The sequence below is a fragment of the Aeromonas sp. 9A genome (assembly GCF_963900955.1).
Classification (GTDB): domain Bacteria; phylum Pseudomonadota; class Gammaproteobacteria; order Enterobacterales; family Aeromonadaceae; genus Aeromonas; species Aeromonas salmonicida.
On record NZ_CAWRFG010000001.1, the window covers coordinates 1,349,498 to 1,366,059 of the forward strand.

A 16,562-nucleotide genomic window follows, 5' to 3' on the forward strand; every position below is an offset into this window, starting at 1 on the left:
AGGGCAGGGCCGCTGAACGAATTCCCGGCTCCATGGGCGGGACTGCGAGCGCCAGACGTTCAATCCTGTATGTCGCGGTGATCTTAAGCGGGATCAAGGCAAACCCAGGGTGACTGGCCTAGAGTGACGGGCATTTTCTGTCTGCCGATAGATTCAGAGACCATGCATCCACAGACTCATCACCACACCCTGAACCGCCTCGAACTGCTGGCTCCGGCCAAGAATCTCGCCTACGGCATCGAAGCGATCAACCATGGCGCCGATGCCGTCTATATAGGCGGCCCTGCCTTTGGTGCCCGCAGCGCGGCGGGCAACTCCCTCGACGATATCGAAGCGCTGGCGCGCCATGCCCACCGTTTTGGCGCCCAGGTCTTTGTTGCCTTCAACACCTTGCTGCACGATCACGAACTGGAGCAGGCCCGGCGCCTGACCCACCAGATCTACCAAGCGGGGGCCGATGCACTTATCGTGCAGGACATGGGGCTGCTGGCGCTCGATCTGCCTCCCATAGCGCTCCATGCCAGTACCCAGACCGACAACCGCACGCCACAGAAGGTGAAGTTTCTGCAGGATGTGGGCTTCTCTCAGGTGGTGTTGGCGCGCGAACTGTCCCTTGTGCAGATCCGAGAAATAAGCGCTGCGACCAATGTGCAGCTGGAGTTCTTTATCCACGGTGCGCTCTGTGTCTCTTACAGCGGCCAGTGCAATATCAGCCATGCCCGTACCGGCCGCAGCGCCAATCGTGGCGAGTGTGCCCAGCTCTGCCGGCTGCCCTGTTCGCTGCAAAAGCCCGATGGGGAAGTGCTGGTGGCTGACAGTCACCTGTTGTCGCTCAAGGACATGGATCAGACCGACAATCTGGAGGCGCTGATCGCGGCAGGTATTCGCTCCTTCAAGATTGAGGGGCGCCTCAAGGGGCTCGATTACGTCAAGAACGTCACCGCCTGGTATCGCAAGAAGCTCGACGCCATTCTCGACAGCCGCTCCGATCTGGTGGCCGCCTCGGCGGGTCGTTGCAGCTACAGCTTCGAGCCGGATCCGAAAAAGAGCTTCAACCGTGGCGCTACCGACTATTTCCTCCATGGTCGCCAACAGGGGATCGACTCCACCCAAAGTCCGAAATACGTGGGTGAGCCGCTGGGGCGAGTCACCAAGGTGACTCGTGACGGTATCGAGATAGACGGCAAGCAGCTCACCCTCAACAACGGCGACGGTCTGGGCTTCTTCAAGCTGAACAAGGAGCTGGTGGGGATGCGCCTCAACAAGGTGGGAGAGAGGGCAGGACGTAAGCAGTTACTCTTCTCCGAGTCCATTCCTGGTCTGAAAGTGGGCACCGAGATATATCGCAACCACGATCAGGCATTCAGCAAGATACTAGAGAAGGCCAGTGCGGATCGTCGCATTCGGGTCGATATGCAGCTCTCTGAATGCGATGAGGGCTTGTGCCTCATGCTCACTGACGAGCAGGGCATCAGCGCCGCGGTGACGCTTCCCTGTGACAAACAACCTGCCGACAATCCGGAGCGGGCACTACAACAGGCGCGGGATCAACTCGGCAAACTCGGCAATACCTTGTTTGTGGCGCGCAAGATTGAGTTGGCATTCACTTACCCGCTATTCATCGCCGCGTCCATGCTCAACGGTCTTCGTCGGGACGGCATAGCCGCGCTGGAGGCCGCACGTGTGGCCAGCTACCAGAGGCCCGAGCGGCGCATTGCCCTGCGGGATGTCAGCTATCCCCAGCACCGCCTCTCCTACCTTGGCAATGTGCTGAACAGTGCCACCGAGCAGTTCTTCCGCGAGCACGGGGTCGAGCGCATCGCCCCCGCCTATGAGGCGAACAGGGAGGAGGGAGAAGTGGTACTGATGATCACCAAGCACTGCATCCGCTACAGCCAGAACCTCTGCCCGAAAGAGGTGCCCGGCCTCAAGGCCGAACCGCTGGAGCTCAAGATGGGCAAGGACAGCTTCCGCCTGCGCTTTGACTGCCACCGCTGCGAAATGCAGGTGATGGGGAGCCTCAAGCGTTAATGGCCCATCAAGGGACCAGACGGGGCATGCCACAGGAGTGGGTTTGATGGCAGTATAAGACGCTCGAGAGAGGGCCCGCTTGCCCGAGATGCCGCGGTCAACGGCTGGCATGACGATGCCTTCTGTGGGGGCAAGCGAGTCGTCCTTGGGATCCCCGTTTTTTCGACAAATGGAGTTGTGATGGAAATCAAAGACCTGCCGTTTTGCACGACCCGCTGGGCCGATATAGCGCCGACCGAGCACAAGGGGGAAACCGGCGTTGCCCGTTGGCATACCCAAACCTTTGGTGCGCTGCGGGTTCGGATGGTGGAATATTCTGCTGGCTACCTGGCGGATCACTGGTGCAGCAAGGGGCACGTCCTGCTCTGCATCGAGGGGGAGCTGCACACAGAGTTGCAGGATGGCCGGGTTTTCACCCTGACGGCGGGCATGAGCTATCAGGTGGCCGACAACGCCGAGCCCCATCGATCCTTCACCGAGCTGGGTGCCAAGCTCTTTATCGTCGACTGAGCCGCTCACCTTCTTCCGCTGCCACTGAGGTCAACCACCATGCTCGAACTCAGGCCCAACTGTGAATGTTGTGACCAGGATCTGCCCGCCGATACCGGGCTTGCCTATATCTGCTCTTTCGAGTGCACCTTCTGCGCCGATTGCAGCGAGCACTATCTGCAACTGACTTGCCCCAACTGCGGCGGTGAACTGGTCAGGCGTCCCCGCCGCCCCACGGCCAAGCTGGCGAACAGTCCGGCTTCCATCAAGCGAATATTCAATCCAACCCTGAGAAACAAGAGAGATAGCTAGCGGTCGCCGTCCCCGGGTCGTCTCGTGGGCGGCGTACAAGGTCTGAACCCTGGCGTCATCATGGCGCTTTACCTTCTCCCGACAGGAGCCCGTATCAAGGGTTTCAACGAGCAAGGAGGGGCAGATGGTGGAACGATTCAAAGGTGACGGGGCACAAGATTATGATCAGCGCATCTCGCGGCTGGTACCCGGTTATGCGCTGCTGCATCAGCTCAGTGCGGCCCAGCTGATGACGAGGCTTGGCCCTCGCGCCCGTGTGCTGCTGGTGGGGGTCGGCACCGGCAGTGAACTCTTGCTGCTGGGCCAGTCCTGTCCCGAATGGCAGTTTATTGCCCAGGATATTTCGGCGGACATGCTGACACAGGCCCGCCAGCGGGCGGAGCTGGCAGACATGGCCGAGCGGGTCACATGGTGGGAGGGGCCGCTACCGGTGCAGAGCCTGGGGTGTGACGGTGCGCTCTGTCTGCTGGTGCTGCACTTCCTTCCCCTTGAGCAAAAAACGGCGCTACTGCGGGATATTGCCCGTCAGCTCAGGGCGGGATCTCCCTTGCTGATGGCCGACTTGATGGCGGCGCAAGATGACACCGAGCGAGCGGTTATGGGCCTGCATGCCCATCTGGCCGGCTTACCGCTCTCGGCCAGCGAGCAGATGGTACAGCGTCTGGATCGGGACTTTTTCCCCTTGAATGAGGAGCAAACCCGGCAACTGCTGGGGGCCGCCGGGTTTGGCACTGGCTGGCGCTATTTTCAGGCGCTCGGTTTTCATGGCTGGTTGGCTGAACGTGACTGATCACATTCCAGCGCCAGCAACTGCTGCTTGATGGGCAGGCCGCCCGCATAACCGGTCAGGCTGCCGTTTTGGCCTATCACGCGATGACAGGGCACTATGATCGAGAGCGGATTGCGCCCGTTCGCAGCGCCCACTGCCCGTACCGCCGCCGGTTTGTCGATGGCGCGGGCGATATCGCCGTAACTGCGGGTCTCGCCATAGGGAATGTCGCACAGCGCCTGCCATACCGCTTGCTGAAAAGCCGTGCCGTGGGCGGCGAGCGGCAGGGTAAAGCGCTGCAGACGCCCGGCGAAATAGGCGGCAAATTCGGCAAGATAGGGGGCGAGCGCCTCACTGTCTTGTTGCCAGCCGCTCATATCGGGCAGTGTTCGCAGGCCAGCCACAAAGTCAACGTGCACCAGGCCGCGGGCGTTGATGGCGACCAGCAGATCGCCGCAGTCTGTTGGCAACACGTCATAGCGGATCATGGGTTATCTCCTCGTCATGGCTTTGGGGCGCATTGCTCCCCGTTGTGGGTGAAACCAGGCTCGCAGTGGGGGTCGATGGCTGCTTGATGAGCAGTGCCGGTTGTTCGCTCATGGCGTGCCACAGCCAGCTCGCGGCATAGCCGCGCCAGGGTTGCCATGCTGCGCTTTGCGCCAATACCTCCTTCACCGGCAGCTTGTCGCCGCCCCCCAGCGCCTTTTGCAGCACCAGATCGGAGGCGGGGAAGGCGTCCGGATCCTGCCCGCAGCGCAGCCGCCAGTAGGCGACAGTCCAGGGGCCTATGCCCGGCAAGGCCAATAATTGCTCGTCGCTGGCCGTGGTCAGGGAAAGCGCACCGCTCGCGAGCGCAGCGGCGAGCCCTTGCAGCGTGCGGATGCGACTGCCGGGCATGCCGATGCCATCCAAATCCAGTGCACACAGCTGCGCCGGTGTGGGCAGCTGGGCCACGCCGAATTGCGCCTCGGTACGCGCCAGTAGCCGACCCATGATGGTGATGGCGCCCTTGACCGATACCTGCTGGCCAACGATGGCGCGCAGCATCACTTCGTACTCATCCCAACCGGCGGGCAATCGCACCCCGGGCCAGCGTGACTGCAAGCGGGCCAGCAGCGGATCCTGGCCGAGCCGCTCGCCGATACGCTGCATGTCGGCATCGAGATCCCACATGCGGCGCACGCGATACAAGAGATCAGGCAGTGCAGCGGGCGGCAGATCATGCACTGTGAGCCTGATGCTATGGCCCTTGCCCTGCTCGATGCGGATCCATCCAGACTGATCGCCGACCCTGTGGCGCCGTTCATACACATTTCCATCAACCCGCTCCAGCCCGGGTATCGCTCGCAGCTGGTAGAACGCCAGCATGGCCGCCACATCGTAGGGCGGGCGATACGGTAATTGCAGCGTGAGTGCAGCGCCACCTTCTGCCGCCCCCTCATTCCCTTGCTGCTGCCGCAGTGCACGGGGCGCGAGGCCATACGCCTGGCTCCAGGCATCGTTGAAGCGGCGGATGCTCGCAAAGCCTGCCGCAAATGCGATATCCGTGATGGGCAGTGCAGTTTCGGTCAGCAGCCGTTTCGCGAGCAGCAGGCGGCGCGTCTGCTCCACCTGTTTTGGCGAGGCACCAAGGTGCTGTTCGAACTGGCGGCGCAGCGTGCGCTCCGTGATCCCGGCCTGCTGCGCGAGCATTGCGAGCGTTGTGTCTGCCAGCTCGCCACGTTCGATCCGCGCCAGCAAACGGGCGAGTCCGGGCGGCAGATCGCCGCTGGCGGCAGGGGCCAGCTCGGGGCGACAGCGCAGACACGGGCGCAGACCATGCTGCTCGGCGGCGGCTGCGCTTCGGAAGTAGCGCACGTTGTGCTCGTGCGGTGGCCGCGCGGGGCAGACGGGGCGGCAGTAGATGCCGGTGGAGAGCACGCCGGTAAAGAAACGGCCATCGAAGCGCGCATCGCGGGCGAGGCGAGCAGCATGGCACTGTTCGCGGCTGAGGCTCGGGATCCCCTCATCCTGAGGGTTGTCACTGACGGGCTGTGGGGTCATGGGATGCAAGCTCTGCATTGGGTGTATGGCTGAGAGTAAGGGGGAGGGGACGCAGTGACTAGCCAGAAACGGACAGGAATTGAAATAAAATTATCGTCGGGAGAGACCCGATGACGAGGTTGAAAGCGGTCGAACCGGGCGGGCAAGTGTGAGAATCTGGGGTGACAACATCCAAGGAGGATTGCACCATGCCCGGACCCGCTCGCGCCGGCGCCCTGATCTACGCCAAGGATCTCGGCCTGCTGACCCATTTCTATCGCACCTTGCTGCAGATGGATATTCGCAGTCAGGAAGCTGGCTTAGTGGTGATGGAAAATCACGACATCCAGTTGCTGATCCACGCGATCCCCGAGTCGATTGCCTGCGATATCGATATCCAGGTGCCACCGATCCTGCGGGAAGAGGGGGCGATCAAATTGTTCTTTACCGTGCCAAGCCTCGCCTGGGCCGAGGCGAAGGCGGCCGACCTCGGTGGCGGCCTGTTGCCGCAGCAGTGGCCGGGACCGGGTTTGGTGCTGCGCAATGCGTTCGATCCGGAAGGCAATATCCTGCAATTGCGCGAGCTTCTCACCACCCCCGACCCGCTGTGATGGATTGCCCATAAAAACGGGGCAGTCTCGCTGCCCCGTTGCCCTCTTCATTTGCTGTCGCCGCATCCGTTATTTCAGATAGCGCTGCTCCAGATGCTGGCGCAGCCAGCGCGGGTTCAGTGCCTCACCGGTCGCGCGGCGGATGAGCTCATCCGTGCTGTGCAGGCTGCCCTGTGACCAGATGTGGCGACCAAGCCAGGCGAGCACCTCCGGCAGGCGACCCGCCTCGATCACGCTGCTCATGTTCCCCAGCTCTTTCTCGAGCGCAAAACGCAACTGCGCCGCATACATGGCGCCGAGCGTGTAGCTCGGGAAGTAGCCAAACGAGCCGTCTGTCCAGTGAATGTCCTGCATGCAGCCATTCTGGTAGTTGCCCTGGGTGGAGAGGCCGAGCCACTGCTGCATCTTGGCATCCCACAGCTCGGGCAGATCCGCCACCTCGATGCGCCCTTCGATAAGGTCACGCTCCAGCTCGTAGCGCAGGATCACGTGAGCCGGGTAGGTCACCTCGTCCGCATCGACCCGGATAAAGCCAGGCTCGACCCGGTTGTAGATCTTCGCCAGGTTCGCCGGGTCAAACGCCGCCTGCTCGCCAAAGTGGGCGCGAATGCGCGGCGCCAGCAGAGCCAGGAAGGCCGTATCGTGGCCGAGCTGCATTTCGCAAAACAGGCTCTGGCTCTCGTGAATGCCCATGGAGCGCGCTTCGGCCACCGGCTGGCCCAGCAGCTGACGCGGCAGCCCCTGCTCGTAACGGGCGTGACCGGTTTCATGCACTATGCCCATCAGGCTGGAGACAAACTCCTGCTCGTTGTAGCGGGTGGTGATGCGCACATCGGTCGGCACGCCGCCACAGAAGGGGTGGCTGCTCACATCGAGCCGGCCGTGGGCAAAATCAAAGCCGAGCAGCCCCATCACCTCCTGGCCGAGCGCCTGCTGATTTGCGATGGGGAAGGGACCTTGCGGGATCAAGATGGATTCATGTTTCTGCTGTTCACTCACTTGCTGGATCAGGCCGGGCAGCCAGCCGGTGAGATCGCCGAAGATCTGATCGAGCCGCGCACTCGTCATGCCGGGTTCGTACAGCGCCAGCATGGCGTCGTAGGGGCGCACATCAAGTGCCTCGGCGCGAAGGCGCGCCACTTCCCGCGACAGGGCCACCACTTCCTTCAGATTGGGGGCGAAGCCTGCCCAGTCGTTATTTTTGCGCTGGCTGCGCCAGGCGTGCTCGCACTTGCTGCCCGCGAGGGACAAGGCCTCTACCAGATCCGTGGGCAGCAGGCTCGCATCCTGCCAGTGGCGTTTTATCTCGGCGAGATTGGCGCGCTGAACGTCATCCAGCGGCTCGCTTTCGGCCTTGGCTATCCAGTCGCCAAGCTCGGGGGCTGTGCGTTTGTGGTGGATCAGCACGCCGAGTTCGGCCATGGCCTCGGCGCGTGCCTCGTTGCCGCCCTCCGGCATCATGGCGGCCTGATCCCAGCCGCAGATGGCGCTGAGGTGGGAGAGCCGGTGCAGCTGTTGCTGATGTTGTTCAAGTTTTTGATATGACATGGGATTGTCCTTGTTATCGTCCCTGATGGTATGCACCCCGTACCTGGCATGATCGGGGCCGATCGATGCTAACACTGCCATCGCGCGTTTTACCACCCTGGCTGAAGGGGCCTGACCAGATGACGGTTGCGGACTAGCCGAGCCGCTTCTGGTGTCGCTCGCGGTTCTCCGCCTTCTGGCGCTCGTTTTTTCGCAGCAGCACATATAGGGCACCGCTGCCGCCGTGGCGGCGCTCGGCGCTGTGGATGGCCATGACGGCGGGCAGTTGCGGCAACCAGGTGCTGACATAGCTTTTGAGCAGGGCACGCGGCGTGCTGCGCTCCCCCTTGCCGTGCAGGATCAGCAGGCAGCGGATGTCCCGCACCTCGCAATCCGCAATGAATTGCACCAGCGCCTGACGCGCCTCATTGAGGGTCTTCTGATGCAGATCCAGGCTCGCCTGCAACTCATATTTACCGAGTCGCAGCTTCTTGTAGACCCCCTCCTGCACCCCATCGCGCTTGAAGCCGATGATGTCATGGGGATCACGCATCTCCACCGCCTCCATGGTGAGGTGGTCGAGTGCCAGTTGCTCGGCGGTAGCCGCCTGACGGCGGGCCAGTTGCGCTTCCGTCGGGACGGGCTTGCCCGCAGGGGAATGGATATTGTCGCTGCGAATGGGGCGCACATCGGCCACTTCATTGCGAAACAGTGAGAGTTCGTCGTTGCAAGACACGGCAGGCTCCCCGCATTGGAATGAGCGGGCATTATAGCGGGCGGGGGCGAGTCAGAAAATGGCAACCAACATCAGCCGGCCGACAGGCAGGCACTATTGGCCGATAGACAATGCCAGCCAAGAGACATGGGCAGGCGATCGGGGGATCGCCTGCCGCAGGGGCGTTACTGCTCTTCTTTCGGCGGCTTGGCGCTCATCACCTTGTAGATGAAATAGACCGCATAGGAACTGATCAGCAGGAAGGTGCCGATAATCACCAACATGGACATGAGTCCCACGCTGTTGCCGAACATCAGGTTCATCCAGAATTCCATCTCACACACTCCTGTCATCCCATTGATGACAGGCATGATAGATACCTCTTTGGGCCTGATGGGATGATCTCGATCAAGTCCCCTTGCGGTTATTTAATCGGCAGCCTGATCTGTGAGCCGCCTCCCATTCGGCCCAGTACGTGTGGGGACACTCCCCCGGTTTGGCAGGGCCTTCACGTCATGTACTGGTCGTTTACTTAGCGGCTGGATTGGTGAGCGGCGTCACGCGCCACCCTTGCTGCTCCAGCAGGGCGATCAGGCCCTGGTCGCCGTAAAGGTGCAGGGCACCTACCACGATAAAGCTCTCGTTTGGCAGGGTTGGCCACTTTTTCAGCCAGTTGTGGTTGCGTTCCGCCAGCAGGGTTTGCTCCAGCCAGGCTTGCAGCTTGGGCGGCGCCATCTCCGCTTTCAGCAGGCTGACGAGGGCGGCCTGATCCCCGTCCTGCCAGGCTTTCATCACATCGCGAAAGCCGGTTTCCAGCTGGGGCAGCTCATCCAGGGTGGTGGATAGCATCAGCGTCTGGTTGTCGCCGACGCTGGCAAGATAGCCGAGCTGTTCGAGCAGGGTCTCGAAGCCCACTATGGGCTTGCCACTCTCGGTGGCACGTTTGGCAAAGTGCTGATCAACCCCGAGTGCACTGCTGAAACCGGTGCGCTCGAGCGCGGCCTGGGTCAGGGTGATGGCGGCAAACCAGGGGCGCAGCGGGGAGAGCATGGTCTCGGTCAGGCCATTCTGACCGGCTGCTATGATGGTGCGTCGGTAGAGATCGGCTGAGACATGATCCTTGAGCGTCTTGCCATCGGTCAGGCGGGTGATGGTGCCCATATCCTGCCACTGCTCCTCACCTATGTGGGTCAGGTCAGCTTCCATCACCAGGGCATGGCTCTGTTGCCAGGCGCGCTCTATGGGGTCGGGCAGCGGATAGAGGGAGGGTTTGCCCGCATGGATGGAGCCCAGCAGCCAGTGCTGCTGGTCACCCTTGTTCACCCGATAGAAGGCGGGATCGGCAAAGGCGGTCAAAGGCAGCAACAGGCAGAGCAGGAAGGAAATCAGAGTGCGATGAAATCTCATGAGGCACCTTATGTGAGCGGATTGAGTTCTCTATGATAAGTCCTCATTCGTCACAGCCAAGAGGTTTCCCATGCCCCATCTTCGTTTTAGGGCCGTTTCAGTCGATACCCTCCTGCAGATCAGCACCCCTTTGTTGGCTGAGCTGTGCGCCCTCACTGGCGGCAAGCCTGAATTTGTCACCCTGGAGTGTGTCGACAGCAGCTGGGTGCGCAATGGTGCTATCGAAGCTGGCTTCCCGTTCGTGGAGCTGGTCTGGTTCGAGCGGCCGCAGGCGATGCAAGATGCCGCCGCTGCGCTCATCACACGCCATCTGAAGGCGGTGCTGGGGGAGCAGACTTATGTGGTGGTGCAGGTGCTGCCCATCGTAAAAAGTCACTATTACAGCAACGGCCAGCACTATTGAGGGGAGTATCGACGTTCATCCTGGCTGCGGGACAGATGGCGGACAAGTGGCAGACGGGGGCCACATCATCAACCGCAGGGCGAGCAGGCGGTGCCACTCACCCTGTGTGAATCAAGGATCAGGCCGACTTGGAGAGGATCCGGTCAAGCCAGCTGCTTGGCAGCAGGCGGCGCAGTATCGCAAACAACCGGGTCGGGAAGGTGACAGGGTAGCGATGCTTGGGGCGCTTGCTCTGCAGTGCATGGAGCAGTGGCGGAATGCAGGCATCGCTTGGCAGCGTGAAGCCGCTGGTGGCCCCCTCTTTTTCCAACCGGGTCAGGGTCTGGCGATAGGCGCCCTGATGACGACTCTGGGCCGGATCGATATGGCGCACGAAGGCGGCGTGGGCATTGGCACGAAAGCGGGTATCGATGGGGCCGGGTTCGATCAGGCTGATGTGCACGCCGCTTCCCTCAAGTTCGAGGCGCAGGGTGTCGGTATAGCCTTCAAGGGCAAACTTGCTGGCGTTGTAGGCGCCGCGATACTTCATGGCCACCAGCCCCAGTACCGAGCTGTTCTGCACTATGCGCCCCTCCCGGGCTGCCAGCATGGTCGGTAGTATCTGGCGGATCAGGTGATGCCAGCCAAACAGATTGGTGTCGAACTGGGCACGCAGCGCCTCTGTGGGCAAGTCTTCCAGTGCGCCAGGCTGGCCATAGGCACCGTTGTTGAATAGGCCGTAGAGACGGCCTCCGGCCAGCGCCAGTGCCTCGGCGGCACCCTGCTCAATGCTGGCGGTATCGGCCAGATCCAGTTGTACAGCCAGTAAACCCTGCTGTTGCAGCTGTGCTACATCGTCGGCCTTGCGAGCGGAGGCGATCACGGTAAAGCCGTGGTCACCGAGCGCCTTGGCGGCGGCGAGGCCGATACCACTGGAACAGCCGGTGATGAGCACGAAGGGGTTGGGCATAAAAATCATCCATGGTGGCGGCCTGAGTGTGGCCAAGGTGGGCATGGTAGCCTGAGTGCGACCAAAAAGAAAACCGGGCCAAGGGGCCCGGTTTGCTGAGGTTGCACCGCCTGCTTACAGTATGGTGAACGGCATTATGATGTGGAACTTGACGTCATGCTCGGAGGCGAAGATGTTGGGGTATTCGGTCCAACCGCCGCCCTGGCTGATGTCGTTGTTGTAATCTGTGTAGTGCAGTTTGAAGAGGGTGCCTTTCAGCTTGCCATCTTGCACTGTGTACATGACGTCGAAGTTGGCTGCCCATTCAGTATCTTCACCGTTGGTGGCCTTGGTGCCGTCGCCTTTCTGGATATCCCAGCCGTAGGCGCCGGAGACACCGACGGACCAGCCTGGTGCACCCACCAGATCATCCAGGGAACGGGTCACGCCGAAGAACAGGGCTTTTTCGTTGTTCGCGTTCCAGTCGGAGCGGGAGTCCCACCAGATTTCGTTCGCGCCCTGGGAGTTGCCGTAGCCACGGGTCAGACGGGGCAGGTAGTTGCCTTCGCTACCCTCGGCCTTGGTCCACAGCCCTTCCACACGGAAGCCGTACGGACCCATGCCCCAGGCGGCGGTCAGGGCTTGCTGCCATGCCATGCCGTCATAAGTTTCGATGTCGGCACCACCCTTCTGATAGGTGTCGGTTTCGGAACCGTAGAACTGGTAGCTGGTGGAGAGACCGTTCAGCACGTCAAACTTGTGGGCCAGCTTGAAGTGGTAGCTGTCCATGTAGTTTTCGGAGTTGCCGTAAGAACCGGTCACGGCTGTGCCGTTTTCGAAGGTATAACGTGCGGCTACACCCTGGATGTAGTCGATGACGTTTTCATCGGCGAACGGATCCATCCATGCCTTGGCACGGGAGAACTTCTGGGTCTCCTTGTACCAGGGGGACTTGTATTCGTCGGCGATGGCGTAGGTCAGGTAGAGACCACCGACGTTACCCTCGATCTGGCCGCCACGGTAGGTACCCGGCTGATATGACCAGTTCACACCGATCACGCCCGGTACGTAGAGCTGGGTCAGACCGCCCTTGGCGGTGACGGCGCCGTCCAGTGCTTTCAGTTTCAGGGAGGCATTGGCCAGGCTGAAGCCCCCTTTGGGGGAGCCATCCTTGTAGTTTTCGCCCCATTTGTTGCCGGCGAAGGAGAATTCGTTCTCCTGGTTGACCGCATGGTTCTCGGTCACGGCCAGGTCATAGGCACCAAAACCACCCACGTCGATACCGACGATATCCCAGGCATAACCCGAGTTGAAGTTGAGAGCGGCTTGAGTGGTGGCGTGGCTCAGGTTGGACTGGTACTTGCCTTCTTTCTTGGCGGCAGTCGGGTCACCATCGATACGCTGACGATCACGCTGGAAGTAGAAGAGGCCACCGTTGAGTTTGCCTTCTTCATAGAATTTGCTGGCGGCGGCAGCATAGGCAGGACCGGCTTCGTCGGCAGCAAATGCCATACCGGGGGCGACCAAGGCGGCAACAACAGCTGCGCTCAATGCGGCACGCTTGAAGATCACTTTTTCCATTTTGTATTGCTCCTGATTTTATGGACTTAGCTTTTTGTCCGGCAGTCAGGCAAGGGCCCGCCGCTCGGTATTGGCATTGCAATCAAGACCCCGTAGGGCAAAAAATTCTTTCTATGTCTGCTGCGGCCGCGACGTCTTGGCACATCTGCGGTGGTGCAGTTCTGTTCATCACATCATTTATTTTTTATGTTCCGATTCTTGGCTATCGGACAATCCCAAGAGTACGTTCGCGGTGCGAAATATCAATGGAAAGTTCCCACCAAGTTTCAAAAATATGACCGAGTGCAAATAATCATGGATCTTGGTGTGGACACTCCCAGCCCGCTCATATCGCCGCTGATAGCGTTTTCAAGTGAAATGACCTGCCGATGTGGGCGGATCTCTTACAAGGGGCATAACTTTTTTCGTTAACCTGTATGCAACAGATAATTTTGTGGCACAAAAAAAGATATGCCCCCGCGTCGGGACGCGGGGGCAGGGCGTTTGGGAGGGGAGTCCAGCGGCTGATTCAGGCCTGATGGCCGAGGATGCGGGGGATCTGGCTGGCTTGATGATGGATGTGTTCAGACACCTGAACCGAGAGCCGGCTGCCCTGGCGGGCATGCTGGCTGATGCGAGCAATCAGGTCGGCGAAGCTGGCCAGCTTGTGCTCCTGGCTCTTGGCATTGTCCGCCCCTTGCAGGGCGATGACGGCGGTGCTGCGCGCCATCTCTCTCACCGCCTGGGTGGTCTGGCGCAACTGCTCCGCCTGCTGGCGCTGGGCGGCTGCTTCTGTGGTGATCCGCGCCAGCACAGTGCCGAGTTGATCGCCGGATTGGGTGAGTCGCACCAGGATCTCGGTGATCTGGCCAAGTGAGCGCTGGGTATCGGCGGAGAGGTGGCGTACCTCGTCGGCCACCACCGCAAAACCGCGCCCCTGCTCGCCCGCCCTGGCCGCTTCGATGGCCGCATTGAGTGCCAGCAGGTTGGTTTGCTGGGCGATGTGGCCGATCACGTCGACGATGGCGGTGACGTCATCCACCGAACGCTTGAGCTGGGTCAGGGCGCCGTCGCTTTCATCGATGGCAAGACCGGTCTGGGCGGTGGCCTGCAACATGCCCCCCACCAGCAGCTCGCTCTGGCTCATGGAGTGTTCGTTGTGCTGGGCATGCTGCGCTATCTCGGCGGCCACCTGATGGACTTCGCCGGCCAGCTGGTTCAACTCGCTCATCATCAGGTCGCTCTCGTCCACCGCCTGCTCGGTCGTGCGGGTGCTGTGGTGGATCTCTTCGACCTGATTGACCATGCCCTGCAGGCTCAATGAGACCGCCGACAGTTGGCCCTCTTTCTGCTGCTGATCCAGTTGCAGGCGAACGATGAGCCGGTTGTAGCTCTCGACTATGTCGCTGAGTTCGTTGCGCTCGCGCCCCGGTGGCAGGGTTTCGGCCTGGCCTGTTTCGTCAAGTTGCAGAAAAGCACCGCGCAGCCGCAGCAGCGGTTTGACCAGCCAGCGACGCTGCACCAGTGCAAACAGCAGGGCGACCAGTACCAGACAGAGCGCCAGACTGCCGAGGATGAGAGCCAGCTCCTGGTTGACGGCCTGCCGCCCGGCGGTGAGCTGCTCTCCCATCTCCCCGCTTGCTTGCAGCATGCGAGTGATGTCCTGTTGCACTGCCTGGTGGGCCGCCTGTTGTTGTTGCAGTGCCTTGCGGCTGTTTTCCAGCTCTTGCGGATAGCGCTTGAGCAGGGAGAGCAGTTCGCTGCGCGGCTGGGTGCCGAGCTCTTTGCGCACCGGCTCGCCCAGGGTGAACTCGTCGACAGGGGGGGCCTCAAACAGGCCAAGCGGCGGCAGGGCGGCCAATTGCTCAGCCTGTTTTTGCAAGGCGGCGAGCTCGAATTGCAGCCCCTCCAGCAGTTTGGGGCTGGCCTGCTCCATGTAGTTCTGGCGCAGGTGGCCCAGCCCCGGCAGGGCAGCCAGCAGATCGGCCGCCCCTTTGCGGTAAGCCTCGGCACTGGCCTGATCCGCACTCGGATCCATGGCTCCCTGCTGGCCGTAGCGCAGCAGCGCCCTGGCCTGGGTGGTCAGTTCGTTCTCGGCATTTTGCAACAGCCACTGGCTGTTGCCAGAGAGCTTGCCTGCCGCCAGATAATCGCCATTGATGCGCTCTCCCATCTTCTCGAGCAGGGCGCGCAGCGGGGCTGTCAGCTGCTCGTCCTGCTGTGCCAGTTGGCCGAGCGCCAGCTGGCGCACCGTCTGGGCTTCGGCCAGGCGCAGGGGATCGCCGCTGCTCAGGTAGTCGCGCAAGGTGCCTTGCAGGGTATCGGTCAGCCGTTGTTGCAGCCGTTCATGTTGATGCTGGGCTTGCTCGGCCTGATCCAGCTGTTGCCAGCCATGAAACAGGGCGCCGACCTGTACGCCAGCGACCAGCAGCAGTACCAGGGAGGAGAGGGAGGCATAGTGGGCAATTTTCACGTCAGAATTCCTGCTTGAGCCAGGGGACTGGAAGTCGCCGTGAGCTTAAGCAGGAAAGATGGCGTTTTTATGACATCCGGTTCATGGCTGCGAAGTTATGACAATGATGCTGCTGCGGGCTCCTCCTGCTTGCGGGCCGCAGGCGACTTGCCCAGCATGCCAAGCAGGGCCCCACCCATGATGAAGGCACCGGCCAGCAGGTGGCGGGAAGTCAGCTCCTCTCCGTTGAGCAGCACCAGCAACAGTGTGCTCAGCAGCGGTGTCAGGTAGGCAAGCGCCCCGATGCGGCGCGGATCCCCGTCCCGCAATGCCAGATACCAGGTAACGAAGGTCGCACCCATGGGGCCGAGGGCGAGCCCGACGATGAGCCACCAGTCGTCGGCGGGGATCTGCGCAATGGGCAGCGGCCCTTCCAGCCACCAGGCGAGCAGCAACGCCAGTAGCCCGGCGGGCAGGCAGGCCGCCGCCGTCACCACGGCCGGTGCAGGTGGCAGACGGCGGGAGAGCACCGAATAGGCCCCCCAGATGATGGCGGCACCCAGTGCCAGCAGGTAGCCCGGCAGATAGGCGACCTGCAGTTGCAACTCGCCGTTGACCATCACCAGTACGGATCCGGCCAGACCGAGCGCGCCGGCCAGCAAGTGACGGCTGTGCAGCGGGTGACCGGGCAGCAGCAAGGGGGTGAACAATATGATGAACAGGGGCCAGAGGTAGTTGATGAGGTTCGCCTCCAGCACGGGGGCGTGGCGAAAGCTCATGAACAGCAGCAGGTGATAGAGCAGCAGCGCTGTGATGGTCACCAGCCAGCTGACCGGACGGGCCCGCCACTGGCGCCAGAACGGCAGGGCGCCGACACCACAGAAAAACAGCACCAGGCCCACCAGCACCAGTGGCGACACGCTGGTGACCCGGGAGGTGAGCGCCGCCAGCGAGGCCCACAGCAGTATGGTCAACAGCGCAAGGCCGGTGGACTTGTCCCACCACGAAGAACCCGACATCCAACACTCCTTTGCAAGATGAATAAGATGGATAAAAAGAGGGCCAGTCTAGCAGACCGACCCTCCATCCTGACCATCCCTGTTTTGGTCTGGTTGTCGACTATTTACTGGCGGAGCGCTGGATCACTTCCCCCGCTTTTTCGATATCCCTGCCGACACCACTGACGGTGTTGCAGCCCATCAAGAGGGCGCAGCAGAGCAGCAGCCCATATTTCATCTGTTTCATCTTGTCTCCTCCCGGGTGAGCTAGGTGTGATCTCTCTGTAGGTTGTTCACTCGGGGCATTCCCGGAAAACTGGAGGCGCCAACCAAACCAA

The 16,562-nt window shown here is 61.5% G+C and carries 17 protein-coding genes; 6 read left to right on the forward strand and 11 right to left on the reverse strand.

Translation table 11 applies throughout. The annotated features are described in order from the left end of the window. The first annotated feature begins 162 nt into the window (after positions 1–162). From AACX78_RS06585 to AACX78_RS06600, 4 genes are all read left to right on the forward strand, one after another. Entirely contained in the window at positions 163–2,031 is a 1,869-nt protein-coding gene (locus AACX78_RS06585) for a peptidase U32 family protein (protein ID WP_159165720.1), read from the forward strand. A 180-nt stretch (positions 2,032–2,211) separates the two neighbouring features. Then, entirely contained in the window at positions 2,212–2,541 is a 330-nt protein-coding gene (locus AACX78_RS06590; protein ID WP_159165721.1) for a DHCW motif cupin fold protein, read from the forward strand. A gap of 39 nt (positions 2,542–2,580) precedes the next feature. Further along, on the forward strand, positions 2,581–2,832 hold the full coding sequence (locus tag AACX78_RS06595) for a DUF1272 domain-containing protein (RefSeq protein WP_159165722.1): 252 nt from the start codon (positions 2,581–2,583) through the stop codon (positions 2,830–2,832). 124 nt (positions 2,833–2,956) lie between these two features. Then, positions 2,957–3,622, forward strand: a complete 666-nt coding sequence (locus AACX78_RS06600) for a class I SAM-dependent methyltransferase (protein WP_201302797.1) — start codon at positions 2,957–2,959, stop codon at positions 3,620–3,622. Here AACX78_RS06600 and AACX78_RS06605 read toward each other — a convergent pair. Together AACX78_RS06605 and AACX78_RS06610 are read right to left on the reverse strand one after the other, a co-directional pair. Continuing rightward, positions 3,595–4,089, reverse strand: coding sequence for a methylated-DNA--[protein]-cysteine S-methyltransferase (locus tag AACX78_RS06605; protein WP_159165723.1), 495 nt, complete (start codon positions 4,087–4,089; stop codon positions 3,595–3,597). The genes AACX78_RS06600 and AACX78_RS06605 overlap by 28 nt on opposite strands. Beyond that, positions 4,076–5,662, reverse strand: coding sequence for an AlkA N-terminal domain-containing protein (locus AACX78_RS06610; RefSeq protein ID WP_407704425.1), 1,587 nt, complete (start codon positions 5,660–5,662; stop codon positions 4,076–4,078). Before AACX78_RS06610 ends, AACX78_RS06605 begins: the two co-directional genes overlap by 14 nt. A 170-nt stretch (positions 5,663–5,832) precedes the next feature. Here AACX78_RS06610 and AACX78_RS06615 point away from each other — a divergent pair, with 170 nt between their 5' ends. Further along, complete coding sequence (locus AACX78_RS06615) at positions 5,833–6,234, forward strand: VOC family protein (protein ID WP_058393543.1); 402 nt, start codon at positions 5,833–5,835, stop codon at positions 6,232–6,234. Between the two features lie 69 nt (positions 6,235–6,303). Here AACX78_RS06615 and AACX78_RS06620 read toward each other — a convergent pair whose 3' ends face one another. From AACX78_RS06620 to AACX78_RS06635, 4 genes are all read right to left on the reverse strand, one after another. Continuing rightward, a complete protein-coding gene (locus tag AACX78_RS06620; RefSeq protein ID WP_201302798.1) occupies positions 6,304–7,782 on the reverse strand; it encodes a carboxypeptidase M32 in 1,479 nt (492 codons plus the stop codon). Positions 7,783–7,915: 133 nt separating this feature from the next. Beyond that, complete coding sequence (smrA, locus tag AACX78_RS06625; protein ID WP_159165726.1) at positions 7,916–8,497, reverse strand: DNA endonuclease SmrA; 582 nt, start codon at positions 8,495–8,497, stop codon at positions 7,916–7,918. A 164-nt stretch (positions 8,498–8,661) separates the two neighbouring features. Continuing rightward, the gene (locus AACX78_RS06630) at positions 8,662–8,847 is read right to left on the reverse strand and encodes a DUF3149 domain-containing protein (protein WP_085941496.1); all 186 of its coding nucleotides are present in this window, start codon (positions 8,845–8,847) and stop codon (positions 8,662–8,664) included. 157 nt (positions 8,848–9,004) lie between these two features. Beyond that, on the reverse strand, positions 9,005–9,883 hold the full coding sequence (locus AACX78_RS06635; RefSeq protein ID WP_021140524.1) for a TraB/GumN family protein: 879 nt from the start codon (positions 9,881–9,883) through the stop codon (positions 9,005–9,007). A gap of 70 nt (positions 9,884–9,953) precedes the next feature. Between AACX78_RS06635 and AACX78_RS06640 the strand changes: the two genes are divergently transcribed. Then, positions 9,954–10,286, forward strand: a complete 333-nt coding sequence (locus AACX78_RS06640) for a DUF1904 family protein (protein WP_159165727.1) — start codon at positions 9,954–9,956, stop codon at positions 10,284–10,286. Between the two features lie 118 nt (positions 10,287–10,404). On the opposite strand, the gene AACX78_RS06645 is transcribed toward AACX78_RS06640, so the two are convergent. The 5 genes from AACX78_RS06645 to AACX78_RS06665 form a co-directional block, all read right to left on the reverse strand. Further along, the gene (locus tag AACX78_RS06645) at positions 10,405–11,235 is read right to left on the reverse strand and encodes an SDR family oxidoreductase (protein ID WP_021140525.1); all 831 of its coding nucleotides are present in this window, start codon (positions 11,233–11,235) and stop codon (positions 10,405–10,407) included. A 114-nt stretch (positions 11,236–11,349) separates the two neighbouring features. Further along, on the reverse strand, positions 11,350–12,795 hold the full coding sequence (locus AACX78_RS06650; protein WP_021140526.1) for an OprD family outer membrane porin: 1,446 nt from the start codon (positions 12,793–12,795) through the stop codon (positions 11,350–11,352). 508 nt (positions 12,796–13,303) lie between these two features. Beyond that, on the reverse strand, positions 13,304–15,247 hold the full coding sequence (locus tag AACX78_RS06655) for a methyl-accepting chemotaxis protein (RefSeq protein WP_159165728.1): 1,944 nt from the start codon (positions 15,245–15,247) through the stop codon (positions 13,304–13,306). Between the two features lie 95 nt (positions 15,248–15,342). Continuing rightward, on the reverse strand, positions 15,343–16,245 hold the full coding sequence (locus AACX78_RS06660) for a DMT family transporter (RefSeq protein WP_159165729.1): 903 nt from the start codon (positions 16,243–16,245) through the stop codon (positions 15,343–15,345). Positions 16,246–16,345: 100 nt separating this feature from the next. Continuing rightward, positions 16,346–16,471, reverse strand: a complete 126-nt coding sequence (locus AACX78_RS06665; RefSeq protein ID WP_021140529.1) for an entericidin A/B family lipoprotein — start codon at positions 16,469–16,471, stop codon at positions 16,346–16,348. Between the last annotated feature and the right edge of the window lie 91 nt (positions 16,472–16,562).

Excerpts from the sequence above, each read along its gene's own strand:
- AACX78_RS06585 (WP_159165720.1), top strand. The coding sequence starts at position 163 with ATGCATCCACAGACTCATCACCACACCCTGAACCGCCTCGAACTGCTG.
- AACX78_RS06590 (WP_159165721.1), top strand. The coding sequence starts at position 2,212 with ATGGAAATCAAAGACCTGCCGTTTTGCACGACCCGCTGGGCCGATATA.
- AACX78_RS06595 (WP_159165722.1), top strand. The coding sequence starts at position 2,581 with ATGCTCGAACTCAGGCCCAACTGTGAATGTTGTGACCAGGATCTGCCC.
- AACX78_RS06600 (WP_201302797.1), top strand. The coding sequence starts at position 2,957 with ATGGTGGAACGATTCAAAGGTGACGGGGCACAAGATTATGATCAGCGC.
- AACX78_RS06605 (WP_159165723.1), bottom strand. The coding sequence starts at position 4,089 with ATGATCCGCTATGACGTGTTGCCAACAGACTGCGGCGATCTGCTGGTC.
- AACX78_RS06610 (WP_407704425.1), bottom strand. The coding sequence starts at position 5,662 with ATGCAGAGCTTGCATCCCATGACCCCACAGCCCGTCAGTGACAACCCT.
- AACX78_RS06615 (WP_058393543.1), top strand. The coding sequence starts at position 5,833 with ATGCCCGGACCCGCTCGCGCCGGCGCCCTGATCTACGCCAAGGATCTC.
- AACX78_RS06620 (WP_201302798.1), bottom strand. The coding sequence starts at position 7,782 with ATGTCATATCAAAAACTTGAACAACATCAGCAACAGCTGCACCGGCTC.
- AACX78_RS06630 (WP_085941496.1), bottom strand. The coding sequence starts at position 8,847 with ATGCCTGTCATCAATGGGATGACAGGAGTGTGTGAGATGGAATTCTGG.
- AACX78_RS06635 (WP_021140524.1), bottom strand. The coding sequence starts at position 9,883 with ATGAGATTTCATCGCACTCTGATTTCCTTCCTGCTCTGCCTGTTGCTG.
- AACX78_RS06640 (WP_159165727.1), top strand. The coding sequence starts at position 9,954 with ATGCCCCATCTTCGTTTTAGGGCCGTTTCAGTCGATACCCTCCTGCAG.
- AACX78_RS06645 (WP_021140525.1), bottom strand. The coding sequence starts at position 11,235 with ATGCCCAACCCCTTCGTGCTCATCACCGGCTGTTCCAGTGGTATCGGC.
- AACX78_RS06650 (WP_021140526.1), bottom strand. The coding sequence starts at position 12,795 with ATGGAAAAAGTGATCTTCAAGCGTGCCGCATTGAGCGCAGCTGTTGTT.
- AACX78_RS06660 (WP_159165729.1), bottom strand. The coding sequence starts at position 16,245 with ATGTCGGGTTCTTCGTGGTGGGACAAGTCCACCGGCCTTGCGCTGTTG.
- AACX78_RS06665 (WP_021140529.1), bottom strand. The coding sequence starts at position 16,471 with ATGAAACAGATGAAATATGGGCTGCTGCTCTGCTGCGCCCTCTTGATG.